This window comes from Photorhabdus australis DSM 17609 (assembly GCF_000711895.1).
Classification (GTDB): domain Bacteria; phylum Pseudomonadota; class Gammaproteobacteria; order Enterobacterales; family Enterobacteriaceae; genus Photorhabdus; species Photorhabdus australis.
The window spans coordinates 43,072-54,965 of sequence record NZ_JONO01000018.1 but is presented as its reverse complement, the minus strand read 5'-3'; the positions used below and the strand labels follow the sequence as shown (position 1 = coordinate 54,965).

The window sequence follows — 11,894 nt, the reverse complement described above, 5'->3', positions numbered from 1 at the left end:
CCATCACCAAGTCTACGTTAGAATGATACATTAATATGTGGAAATGATTGTGGACTCTGGGTAACCCTGTAGTTTACATGACTGTTTATTGTTTAGAAGCCCGCCCGACAAGGTGTGCTCATTGTGCTGTTATCTGAAAACATCAGGATGATGCTTGATTTTTGCTCAGGAAAGGTTTAGAGGATTAATATAATGAAACAGATTCCAATGACGGTACGTGGCGCGGATAAGTTGCGCGAAGAGTTAGATTATCTGAAAAACGTACGCCGTCCAAAAATTATTTCAGACATTGCTGAAGCGCGTGAACATGGTGACCTGAAAGAAAACGCTGAATATCATGCAGCTCGTGAACAACAAGGTTTCTGCGAAGGCCGTATCCAAGAAATTGAAGCTAAGCTTTCTAATGCACAAGTGATTGATGTCACAAAGATGCCCAAGACTGGACGTGTTATTTTTGGTGCCACAGTTACAGCTTTGAATGTAAACACTGATGAAGAACAGACTTACCGGATTGTCGGTGATGATGAAGCTGATATTAAAGAAAATTTAATTTCCGTGAATTCACCGATTGCTCGTGGCCTGATTGGTAAAGAAGTTGATGATGTTGTTACTATCAAGACTCCTGGGGGGGAAGTGGAATATGAGATCTTGAAAGTTGAATATATTTAAACTTTAGGATCAGCTTGTTGCTGCCGATTTATGTTAGGTAAAGTTACACTGGAATTGTATAGAAAGTAAAAAAGGCCAGATTCGGCCTTTTTTATCATAATAATGCGTATGGCATTTTTATATAAATGTGATTTGATTATTTAGGTAAAATAATCTGGCGTTTTTCCGATTGGCGGTAAAGAACCAATGTTTTCCCGATAATTTGCACATTATATGCGCCGGTCTCGCGGACAATTGCATCGGCGATCAAATTTTTGATTTCACGATCTTCGCCTGTGATTTTGACTTTGATAAGCTCATGGTGTGCCAGCGTCTGTTCAATTTCTGCCAACACGCCTTCAGTCAGACCGTTGTTACCAATCATGACGACAGGTTTTAACGGATGGGCGAGACTTTTTAGGTGTTGTACTTGTTTTTTGTTAAGAGTCATTGTTTTTTTGCTTAGTTAGGATTGAAAACGGGACATTCTACCGCCATCTTATATCTATCACCATAAATAGTGTGTTGTGGTTTTGGTTTGTCGAGCAATAGATATCTGGCTCTTTATTAGTATAGTTGGAAAGGACAATGGCCAATAAAAAACGTTCGGCAAGTTCCAGTCGCTGGTTACAAGAACGCTTTAGTGATAAATATGTTCTTCAGGCACAGAAAAAAGGGCTTCGTTCTCGAGCTTGGTTTAAACTTGATGAAATTCAACAAAGTGACAAAATTTTTAAGCCTGGCATGACCGTTGTCGATTTAGGTGCTGCCCCTGGTGGATGGTCTCAATACGCAGTAAGTCAAATTAATGAGAATGGGCGGGTAATTGCCTGTGATCTTTTACCGATGGACCCCATTGTTGGAGTCGATTTCCTTCAGGGCGATTTTCGTGATGAACTTGTATTGAAGACGTTGCTCGAGCGAGTAGGTGATAACAAAGTCCAGGTAGTCATGTCGGATATGGCACCCAATATGAGCGGAACACCTGCGGTCGATATTCCTCGATCCATGTATCTGGTTGAATTGGCGTTGGATATGTGTCGTGATGTGCTGGCCCCCGGGGGGAGTTTCATTGTCAAAGTATTTCAGGGAGAAGGCTTTGATGAATACCTGAGGGAAATTCGCTCCCTGTTTATGAATGTAAAAATTCGTAAGCCAGACGCTTCGCGGGCACGATCGCGTGAAGTATACATTGTAGCGACAGGGCGGAAACTGTAGTACCCTGAATGCTATTTGTTAACACAGTTGTAATATGAGGTTAATCCCTTGAGTGACATGGCGAAAAACCTGATTCTCTGGTTAGTTATCGCAGTTGTGCTGATGTCGTTATTCCAGAGTTTTGGCCCCAGCGATTCTAATAGTCGTAGGGTGGATTACTCTACCTTCATCAATGAGTTAGCCCAGGATCAGGTGCGCGAAGTTCGTATCTCAGGTCGTGAGATTAATGTTAGTAAGAAAGATAACAGCAGATATACCACTTACCTGCCAGTACAGGATGAAAAGCTGTTGGATACTTTACTAAATAAGAATGTGAAAGTAGTTGGTGAGCCGCCGGAAGAACCAAGCCTGCTTACTTCTATTTTTATTTCTTGGTTCCCGATGTTGTTGCTTATCGGGGTCTGGATTTTCTTTATGCGCCAGATGCAAGGTGGTGGTGGTAAAGGGGCGATGTCATTTGGTAAAAGCAAAGCTCGTATGCTGACAGAAGACCAGATTAAAACCACTTTTGCGGATGTTGCTGGTTGTGACGAAGCAAAAGAAGAGGTCGGTGAGTTGGTGGAATACCTACGTGAGCCAGGCCGTTTCCAGAAATTGGGTGGGAAAATTCCGAAAGGGATTCTGATGGTTGGGCCACCAGGTACTGGTAAGACCTTGCTGGCAAAGGCAATTGCTGGTGAGGCGAAGGTTCCGTTCTTTACTATCTCTGGCTCTGACTTTGTTGAAATGTTTGTTGGTGTTGGTGCATCCCGTGTTCGTGATATGTTCGAGCAAGCGAAGAAAGCCGCACCTTGTATCATCTTTATCGATGAAATTGATGCCGTAGGTCGTCAGCGTGGTGCTGGTTTGGGGGGAGGCCACGATGAGCGTGAGCAGACTTTAAACCAAATGCTGGTGGAGATGGATGGTTTTGAAGGTAATGAAGGTATTATTGTTATTGCTGCGACTAACCGTCCTGACGTACTTGATCCGGCGTTACTGCGTCCTGGCCGTTTTGACCGTCAGGTTGTTGTTGGCCTGCCAGACGTACGTGGTCGTGAGCAGATTTTAAAAGTTCATATGCGTCGTGTTCCTCTGGATACTGATGTTGATGCTTCGGTCATCGCTCGTGGTACTCCCGGATTTTCTGGTGCTGATTTGGCGAATTTGGTAAATGAAGCTGCTTTGTTTGCTGCTCGTAGCAACAGGCGTGTGGTTTCTATGGTTGAATTCGAAAAAGCAAAAGACAAAATCATGATGGGGGCAGAACGTCGCTCCATGGTGATGACGGAAGAGCAAAAAGAATCAACTGCTTATCATGAGGCAGGCCATGCAATTATCGGTCGTCTGGTTCCTGAGCATGACCCCGTTCATAAAGTTACTATTATTCCTCGTGGTCGAGCTTTGGGTGTGACTTTCTTCTTGCCGGAAGGTGACCAGATTAGTGCCAGCCGCCAGAAACTGGAAAGTCAGATTTCAACCCTGTACGGTGGTCGTTTGGCAGAAGAGATTATTTACGGTCCTGACAATGTTTCTACTGGCGCATCTAACGATATCAAAGTCGCGACTTCAATTGCCCGAAACATGGTGACACAGTGGGGGTTCTCGGAAAGACTTGGTCCATTGCTTTATGCGGAGGAAGAAGGTGAAGTATTCCTCGGGCGTTCAGTTGCTAAAGCTAAGCATATGTCTGATGAAACAGCTCGTTTGATTGATCAGGAAGTTAAGGCAATTATCGATGATAATTATCAACGTGCTCGCCAGATTCTGATGGATAATCTTGATATCCTACATTCAATGAAAGATGCATTGATGAAGTATGAAACCATTGATGCCCCTCAGATTGATGATTTAATGAATCGCACAAATGTGCGCCCACCGGCAGGATGGGAAAATGGTAATGGTAGCAACAATAGCAGCCGTCCAGCAGATAATACATCTCCGCCACAGCCTGTAAAATCAACTGGTAATACTGATATATCGGCAAAAGGTGGTGAACAATCAGGGAAACCAGGAAACAGTGATCGGTAATTGTTCCTGAGTCTGGTAGATATACTCCTCAAACCCCAGGTGACCCCTGGGGTTTTGGCATTAAAGGTAGACCAACATGCAACTCATAGCCAGAAATAGTGTTCTTGATCTTTCTTGTCCACAAGTGATGGGCATTTTGAATATTACTCCAGATTCATTCTCTGATGGTGGTGTTTACAATACTTTTGATATGGCCTTACGACATGCAGAAAAAATGATTACTGAAGGAGCTGCGATCATTGATATCGGTGGAGAATCTACCCGCCCTGGCGCTGATGAGATCAGTGAACAGGAAGAAGTAGATCGGGTTGTACCGATTGTTGAGGCTTTAGCTCAGCGCTTTGATATCTGGGTTTCTGTTGATACATCAAAAGCATTGGTTATGAGTGAATCGGCAAGAGTCGGCGCTTGTTTGATTAATGATATTCGTTCATTGCAAGAGCCTGGTGCCTTAGAAAGTGCTGCTCAATCTGGCTTACCTATTTGTTTGATGCATATGAAGGGGCAGCCGCGGACTATGCAGGATATGCCTCATTATGAAAACGTATTGAGTGAAGTGAAACAATTTTTTACTAAACAAATTGAACGTTGTGTTGCGGCAGGGATAGAAAAAAATAAGCTTATTATTGATCCGGGCTTCGGTTTTGGTAAGAGCTTGACACATAATTATCAATTATTGGCGCATTTAAATGAATTTCATCAATTTGGCTTGCCTGTGCTAGCAGGAATGTCTCGTAAGTCTATGATAGGCCAATTACTTAATGTGCCGCCACAAGAAAGGGTTGCCGGTAGTGTGGCCTGTGCTGTTATTGCTGCTATGCAAGGAGCGCAGATTATCCGGGTACATGACGTTAGAGAAACTGTACAAGCAATGCGAATTGTCGAAGCAACACTTTCAGTAAAAGGAAGAGAAAAATTATGAGTAATCGTAAATATTTTGGTACTGATGGCATTCGTGGAAAAGTGGGTGACAGTCCAATTACGCCGGATTTTGTGTTAAAGCTCGGTTGGGCGGCAGGTAAGGTATTGGCTCGCCATGGTTCTCGTAAGATCATTATCGGTAAGGATACCCGTATTTCTGGCTATATGTTGGAGTCTTCTTTAGAGGCTGGTTTGGCGGCGGCTGGTTTGTCTGCTTCATTCACTGGTCCTATGCCAACACCGGCTGTTGCTTACCTGACCCGTACTTTTCGTGCTGAAGCGGGAATTGTTATCTCTGCTTCTCATAACCCTTATTACGATAATGGTATTAAATTCTTCTCTATCGACGGCACAAAACTTCCAGATGATGTGGAAGAGGCTATTGAAGCAGAAATGGAAAAACCACTAACTTGCGTAGAATCTGCTGAATTGGGGCGTGCAAACCGTATTGTCGATGCGGCAGGTCGCTATATTGAGTTCTGTAAAGGCACTTTTCCAAGCGAGCAAAGTCTCAATGGATTAAAAATTGTGCTTGATTGCGCTAATGGTGCGACTTATCACATTGCTCCAAATGTACTTAGAGAATTGGGGGCTAACGTTGTGACGATTGGCTGCGAGCCAAACGGTATTAATATTAACGAAAAATGTGGTGCTACCGATGTTCGTTTGTTGCAGCAACGTGTTGTGGAGGAGAAAGCAGACGTTGGTTTGGCATTTGATGGTGATGGTGATCGCGTTATTATGGTTGACCATTTAGGGCAGAAAGTTGATGGCGACCAGATCCTTTATATTATTGCTCGTGAAGCGTTGAGACAAGGGCAATTGCGTGGTGGTGTTGTTGGTACGTTGATGAGTAATATGGGATTAGAGCTGGCATTGAAACAACTTGGTATCCCATTTTTGCGTGCCAAAGTGGGGGACCGCTATGTACTGGAAAAACTACAGGAAGAAGGCTGGCGTTTAGGTGCAGAAAACTCTGGTCATGTTATCCTACTTGATAAAACAACTACAGGTGATGGTATTGTTGCAGGTCTTCAGGTCCTGAGCGCAATGGTACGTAACCATATGAGCCTGCATGATTTGAGTAGTGGTATGAAACTTTTACCGCAGGTGTTGGTGAATGTTCGTTTCTCTGGCTCACATGATCCACTTCAATCAGAAAATGTAATTAATGTCACCAAGTCTGTTGAAGCTGAATTAAATGGTTGTGGGCGGGTATTATTACGTAAGTCTGGTACTGAGCCATTAATTCGCGTCATGGTAGAAGGTGAAGATAATGAGCAGGTAACCGCTCTGGCGCATCGTATTGCTGATGCAGTGAAACACGCTGGTTAATTTGTTGTTTTTTTCTTCAAGTGATTCTGATTATTGAAATTAACCTTGCGTATCAGATATGGTTTAGTTAGTATGCAGACCCACTCAGTCAGGTGATTAGCCTGTTTGAGTGGGTGATGCAGTATTAAGGTAACCGCATAGACTGTGGTAAACCCCACGAAGATACAGGTACAACATATGTATGAAGCTCTTTTAGTTGTTTTCTTGCTGGTTGCTATCGGGCTGGTTGCCTTGGTTATGCTACAGCAGGGTAAAGGTGCTGATATGGGAGCTTCCTTTGGTGCGGGTGCGTCTGCAACACTGTTTGGTTCGTCAGGTTCGGGTAACTTCATGACCCGTATGACGGCGCTTTTTGCCACTCTATTTTTCATTATTAGTCTGGTACTCGGTAATATGACAAGTAACCAAACTGGTATGAGCAGTAAGTGGGAAAATATTGGTGAGCCAGCTAAAGTCGAGAAATCAGCAGACATTCCGACAGTGCCCGCAGCACCAGATAGTGATATCCCTCAGTAGTCGTCACGAAGGATTAAAGGTAAGGTTGTTGTAAGTAGGTAGATAGCCTTACATCAGTGCCGAGGTGGTGAAATTGGTAGACACGCTACCTTGAGGTGGTAGTGCCCGCATTAGGGCTTACGGGTTCAAGTCCCGTCCTCGGTACCATTTTTAGATAGCTTGCGTTTTCGCGGTTATCGGCGTATATTTGCCACGTTTTCGAACGCGGGATGGAGCAGCATGGTAGCTCGTCGGGCTCATAACCCGAAGGTCGTCGGTTCAAATCCGGCTCCCGCAACCACTTCTTAATGAATAAGATGCACCTTTTTTGAATGAAATAATTCAGCAATATTTGAGATATTGATCCTGATTCGAAAGGTGTATGAAGGAAGTGAGTGGTTGAATCCACTAGCAGCAAACAGGGTCCAGTTGCATAAAGCCCCGAATTTCGGGGTTTTTTGTTATTTGACAACAAAACTACTGGGCTAATAAGCCCTTTTTTTATGTCTTGGGGGTGGGCTTGTCCACATTAGAACAAAAATTAACAGCGATGATTTCAGCACCAGTTGAAGCTTTAGGCTTTGAATTAGTCGGCTTAGAGTTTATTCGTGCGCGTGTTTCTACACTGCGGATCTATATTGATAGTGAGAATGGTATCACTGTTGATGATTGTGCTGATGTTAGCCACCAGGTCAGTGCGGTATTGGATGTCGAAGATCCTATCTCAGTGCTTTATAACTTGGAAATTTCTTCACCCGGCTTGGAGCGCCCGTTGTTCACTGCTGAACATTACCAGCGTTTTATTGGTGAGGAAGTCAGTCTGGTTTTACGTATAGCAATGCAAAACCGTCGGAAATGGCTGGGTGTTATCAAAACTGTCGACGGCGAAATGATCACGGTTACAGTGGATGGAAAAGATGAAGTGTTCGCACTGAGCAACATCCAGAAAGCGAACCTGGTACCCCACTTTTAAAGTTCGAATGAGGCAACTAGGATGAATAAAGAAATTCTGGCTGTTGTGGAAGCGGTTTCCAACGAAAAATCCCTTCCACGCGAAAAAATCTTCGAGGCGCTGGAAACAGCACTGGCCACAGCCACCAAGAAAAAATATGAACAAGATATTGATGTTCGTGTCAGTATTGATCGTAAATCTGGCGATTTTGATACCTTCCGCCGTTGGCTAGTTGTTGAAGAAGTGACTCAGCCGACGCGTGAAATTACACTGGAAGCGGCTAGATTTGAAGAGCCTGAAATCGATTTGGGTAGTTATACTGAAGATCAAATTGAATCAGTAACGTTTGATCGTATTACAACCCAGACAGCTAAACAGGTTATCGTACAGAAAGTACGTGAAGCTGAACGCGCTATGGTTGTTGACCAGTTTCGTGAGCAGCAAGGTGAGATCATCACCAGTGTAGTTAAGAAAGTCAATCGTGAGAATATCACTCTTGATTTGGGCAATAATGCTGAAGCAGTTATCCTTCGCGAGGATATGTTACCAAGGGAAAATTTCCGCCCAGGTGACCGCGTGCGTGGTGTACTGTACGATGTTCGCCCTGAAGCACGAGGTGCGCAATTGTTTGTCAGCCGTTCCCGTCCGGAAATGCTGGTTGAACTGTTCCGTATCGAGGTTCCGGAAATCGGCGAGGAGCTTATCGAAATTAAAGCCGCCGCCCGTGATCCGGGTTCCCGCGCTAAAATTGCAGTAAAAACTAACGACAAGCGTATCGATCCAGTTGGTGCTTGTGTTGGTATGCGTGGAGCGCGAGTACAAGCCGTTTCTAGCGAGCTGGGCGGCGAACGAATTGATATCGTACTGTGGGATGATAACCCTGCTCAATTCGTAATTAATGCTATGGCTCCGGCTGATGTTGCATCTATTGTTGTTGATGAAGATAAGTGCACGATGGATGTTGCCGTTGAAAGCAACAACTTAGCTCAGGCTATTGGTCGTAATGGTCAAAACGTACGCTTGGCTGCGCAGTTGTTGAAAAAACACCGTGGTGATGACAAGTGGGAATTGAATGTCATGACTGCTGATGAGCTGCAAGCAAAACATCAGGCAGAAGCTCATGCTTCTATTGATGTATTCACTAAGCATCTCGATATTGATGAAGAGTTTGCTACCGTTCTGGTCGAGGAAGGTTTCTCAACTCTGGAAGAATTGGCTTATGTGCCAATTAATGAGCTTCTGGAAATTGAGGGCATTGATGAGGAAACGATCGAAGTCCTGCGTGAACGTGCGAAAGCTGCTTTAACTACTCTGGAACTGGCTCAAAAAGAAAGCCTCAATGATAAACAACCAACTGAAGAGTTGTTAAATCTGACTGGCATGAACCGCACTTTGGCATTTGACCTAGCTGCCTGTGGCATCTGTACGCTGGAAGATCTTGCCGAGCAGGGTATCGACGACCTATCTGATATTGAAGGTTTAAATGATGAGAAAGCAGGCGAGCTCATCATGGCTGCCCGCAATATCTGTTGGTTTGGCGATGATGCGTAATAAACTGTAGCAGGAAGGAACAGCATGACAGATGTAACCGTAAAATCACTGGCAGAAGAGATCCAGACATCGGTTGATCGCCTGGTACAGCAATTTGCTGATGCAGGTATTAAAAAAACCGAAGCTGATTTGGTTTCCCAGAAAGAAAAAGAGGCTTTACTGGCACATTTGAACCGCGAACAAGGTGGTTCAGCTGGTAAACCTGATAAATTAACATTACAGCGTAAAACACGTAGTACACTGAATGTTTCAGGCACCGATGGTAAAAGTAAACCGGTAGCCGTTGAGGTCCGCAAAAAGCGCACATATGTGAACCGCGATGCAATTGAACAGGCTAAAGCGGAAGAGCAGGCGAAGCGTGAAGCGGAAGAGCAAGCACGGCGTGAAGCAGAAGAAAAAGCGCAACGCGAAGCCGAAGAAGTAGCAGCGAAGAGACTCGCTGAAGATCAGGCTAGGCGTGAGGCAGAGGAAAAAGCCAAACGTGAAGCGGCTGAACAAGCTAAGCGCCAGGCAGCGGAAAATGAAAAAGTGACCAATCAACATACCGAACATAGACAAAAACCAGCTCAGACTGATAAAACAGTCCAAAATGAAAAAGCTCGTCGTGAAGCAGAAGCTGCCGACCTTAAGCGTAAAGCAGAAGAAGAGATGCGCCGTAAGGTAGAGGAGGAAGCTAGGCGCGTTGCTGAAGAAGCTCGTCGTATGGCTGAAGAGAATCAGGATAAATGGTTAAATGATTCAGATTCCAGCGATAACGATGATTATCATATGACCACTTCTCGCCACGCCCGTGCAGCAGAAGATGAAAACGATGCAAAAGTTGAAGGTGATCGCCGTACTCGCAGCCGCAGTGGTAAAACTACTCGTCAGAAGAAAAATAATAAACATTCAGAATCTAAGGCAGATCGAGAAGAAGCCCGCGCAGTTGGCCGTACAAAGGGCAAACAGCGTAAAACTAGCACATTGCAACAGAGCTTCAACAAGCCTGTAGCAGCGGTTAACCGTGATGTTGTGATCGGTGAAACTATTACTGTTGCTGAGCTGGCTAATAAAATGGCGGTTAAAGGTTCTCAGGTCATTAAGGTCATGATGAAAATGGGAGCAATGGCAACAATCAACCAAGTGATTGATCAGGAAACTGCACAACTGGTTGCTGAAGAAATGGGCCATAAGGTTATCCTGCGTCGTGAGAATGAGTTGGAAGAAGCGCTGATGAGCGACCGTGATACAGGCGAAGCGGTAGCTGAGCCTCGAGCACCGGTTGTTACCATCATGGGGCATGTTGATCACGGTAAAACTTCTCTTCTGGATTATATTCGTTCTACGAAAGTTGCTTCTGGTGAGGCTGGAGGGATTACTCAGCATATCGGTGCTTACCATGTTGAGACTGAAAGTGGCATGATTACTTTCCTGGATACTCCGGGACACGCCGCGTTTACTTCAATGCGTGCACGTGGTGCAAAAGCTACTGACATTGTAGTTCTGGTTGTTGCTGCTGATGATGGTGTAATGCCTCAAACTATTGAAGCTATCCAACATGCAAAAGCAGCGAATGTTCCTGTGGTTGTTGCGGTTAACAAAATCGATAAACCAGAAGCCGATCCAGATCGTGTTAAAAACGAACTTTCTCAGCATGGTGTTCAGCCTGAAGAGTGGGGCGGTGAAACTCAGTTTATTAATGTATCTGCTAAAGCAGGTATCGGTATTGATGAGCTACTGGACGCAATCTTATTACAAGCAGAAGTTCTTGAACTGAACGCCGTTCGTTCTGGTATGGCTAGCGGTGTTGTTATCGAGTCATTCTTGGACAAAGGTCGTGGTCCAGTCGCGACAGTACTGGTTCAAGAAGGTACTTTGAACAAAGGTGATATTGTACTTTGTGGCTTTGAATATGGGCGAGTTCGCGCAATGCGTGACGAACTGGGCCGTGAAATATTCTCAGCAGGCCCATCTATTCCTGTGGAAATCCTCGGTTTGTCCAACGTACCTGCGGCTGGTGATGAAGCAACTGTTGTACGTGATGAGAAAAAAGCCCGTGAAGTGGCTTTGTATCGTCAGGGCAAATTCCGTGAAGTGAAACTGGCTCGCCAGCAGAAATCTAAACTGGAAAACATGTTTGCTAACATGGAAGAAGGTGAGGTTTCTGAACTGAATATCGTTCTGAAATCTGACGTTCAGGGGTCATGTGAAGCAATTCGTGAAGCATTGGAACAACTGTCTACCAATGAAGTGAAAGTAAAAATTATCGGTTCTGGCGTAGGTGGTATTACTGAAACTGACGCTACACTGGCTGCTGCTTCTAATGCAATTATTCTAGGTTTCAACGTTCGAGCTGATGCTTCTGCGCGCCGTGTCGTTGAAAATGAAAACCTGGATCTTCGTTATTACTCTGTCATCTATAGCCTGATTGATGAAGTTAAACAGGCAATGAGTGGTATGTTGGCCCCTGAATATAAACAACAGATCATGGGCCTTGCAGAAGTTCGTGATGTGTTTAAGTCACCGAAATTCGGTGCAGTTGCAGGTTGTATGGTGACTGAAGGTACTATTAAGCGTAATAACCCGATTCGCGTACTGCGTGATAACGTGGTGATTTACGAAGGCGAACTGGAATCCTTGCGCCGCTTTAAAGATGACGTTAACGAAGTCCGTAACGGTATGGAATGCGGTATCGGTGTTAAGAACTACAATGATGTTCGTGTCGGTGACATGATAGAAGTATTTGAAATAATTGAAGTTAAACGTTCTATCGCTTAATTCCTAC

10 protein-coding genes and 2 tRNA genes are annotated in these 11,894 nt (G+C 44.6%); 11 read left to right on the top strand and 1 reads right to left on the bottom strand.

All coding sequences use genetic code 11. The annotated features are described in order from the left end of the window. Positions 1 to 192: 192 nt before the first annotated feature. Entirely contained in the window at positions 193 to 669 is a 477-nt protein-coding gene (gene greA / locus BO26_RS07175; protein WP_036770424.1) for a transcription elongation factor GreA, read from the top strand. A gap of 136 nt (positions 670 to 805) precedes the next feature. Here greA and yhbY read toward each other — a convergent pair whose 3' ends face one another. Next, complete coding sequence (gene yhbY, locus BO26_RS07170) at positions 806 to 1,099, bottom strand: ribosome assembly RNA-binding protein YhbY (RefSeq protein WP_036770421.1); 294 nt, start codon at positions 1,097 to 1,099, stop codon at positions 806 to 808. A 137-nt stretch (positions 1,100 to 1,236) separates the two neighbouring features. Here yhbY and rlmE point away from each other — a divergent pair, with 137 nt between their 5' ends. The 10 genes from rlmE (at position 1,237) to infB (ending at position 11,887) form a co-directional block, all read left to right on the top strand. After that, positions 1,237 to 1,866, top strand: coding sequence for a 23S rRNA (uridine(2552)-2'-O)-methyltransferase RlmE (gene rlmE / locus BO26_RS07165; protein ID WP_036770419.1), 630 nt, complete (start codon positions 1,237 to 1,239; stop codon positions 1,864 to 1,866). Between the two features lie 48 nt (positions 1,867 to 1,914). Further along, a complete protein-coding gene (gene ftsH, locus BO26_RS07160) occupies positions 1,915 to 3,876 on the top strand; it encodes an ATP-dependent zinc metalloprotease FtsH (RefSeq protein ID WP_036770417.1) in 1,962 nt (653 codons plus the stop codon). Positions 3,877 to 3,952: 76 nt separating this feature from the next. Continuing rightward, a complete protein-coding gene (gene folP / locus BO26_RS07155; protein ID WP_036770415.1) occupies positions 3,953 to 4,798 on the top strand; it encodes a dihydropteroate synthase in 846 nt (281 codons plus the stop codon). Continuing rightward, positions 4,795 to 6,132 carry a phosphoglucosamine mutase gene (glmM, locus tag BO26_RS07150; RefSeq protein ID WP_036770413.1) on the top strand — a complete coding sequence of 446 codons (1,338 nt, stop codon included), beginning with the start codon at positions 4,795 to 4,797 and terminating at the stop codon, positions 6,130 to 6,132. Before folP ends, glmM begins: the two co-directional genes overlap by 4 nt. Positions 6,133 to 6,309: 177 nt before the next feature. Continuing rightward, a complete protein-coding gene (gene secG / locus BO26_RS07145; protein WP_036770411.1) occupies positions 6,310 to 6,648 on the top strand; it encodes a preprotein translocase subunit SecG in 339 nt (112 codons plus the stop codon). A gap of 58 nt (positions 6,649 to 6,706) precedes the next feature. Continuing rightward, positions 6,707 to 6,795 (top strand) — tRNA-Leu (locus tag BO26_RS07140). Between the two features lie 56 nt (positions 6,796 to 6,851). Continuing rightward, positions 6,852 to 6,928: transfer RNA gene (locus BO26_RS07135), tRNA-Met, on the top strand. 219 nt (positions 6,929 to 7,147) lie between these two features. After that, positions 7,148 to 7,600 carry a ribosome maturation factor RimP gene (gene rimP / locus BO26_RS07130; protein WP_036770409.1) on the top strand — a complete coding sequence of 151 codons (453 nt, stop codon included), beginning with the start codon at positions 7,148 to 7,150 and terminating at the stop codon, positions 7,598 to 7,600. 21 nt (positions 7,601 to 7,621) lie between these two features. After that, positions 7,622 to 9,130 (top strand): transcription termination factor NusA, encoded by a 1,509-nt coding sequence (gene nusA, locus BO26_RS07125; protein WP_036770407.1) that lies wholly within the window; start codon positions 7,622 to 7,624, stop codon positions 9,128 to 9,130. A gap of 24 nt (positions 9,131 to 9,154) precedes the next feature. Then, positions 9,155 to 11,887 carry a translation initiation factor IF-2 gene (infB, locus tag BO26_RS07120; protein WP_036770405.1) on the top strand — a complete coding sequence of 911 codons (2,733 nt, stop codon included), beginning with the start codon at positions 9,155 to 9,157 and terminating at the stop codon, positions 11,885 to 11,887. The last annotated feature ends 7 nt before the right edge of the window (positions 11,888 to 11,894 follow it).

Excerpts from the sequence above, each read along its gene's own strand:
- greA (WP_036770424.1), top strand. The coding sequence starts at position 193 with ATGAAACAGATTCCAATGACGGTACGTGGCGCGGATAAGTTGCGCGAA.
- yhbY (WP_036770421.1), bottom strand. The coding sequence starts at position 1,099 with ATGACTCTTAACAAAAAACAAGTACAACACCTAAAAAGTCTCGCCCAT.
- rlmE (WP_036770419.1), top strand. The coding sequence starts at position 1,237 with ATGGCCAATAAAAAACGTTCGGCAAGTTCCAGTCGCTGGTTACAAGAA.
- folP (WP_036770415.1), top strand. The coding sequence starts at position 3,953 with ATGCAACTCATAGCCAGAAATAGTGTTCTTGATCTTTCTTGTCCACAA.
- glmM (WP_036770413.1), top strand. The coding sequence starts at position 4,795 with ATGAGTAATCGTAAATATTTTGGTACTGATGGCATTCGTGGAAAAGTG.
- secG (WP_036770411.1), top strand. The coding sequence starts at position 6,310 with ATGTATGAAGCTCTTTTAGTTGTTTTCTTGCTGGTTGCTATCGGGCTG.
- nusA (WP_036770407.1), top strand. The coding sequence starts at position 7,622 with ATGAATAAAGAAATTCTGGCTGTTGTGGAAGCGGTTTCCAACGAAAAA.
- infB (WP_036770405.1), top strand. The coding sequence starts at position 9,155 with ATGACAGATGTAACCGTAAAATCACTGGCAGAAGAGATCCAGACATCG.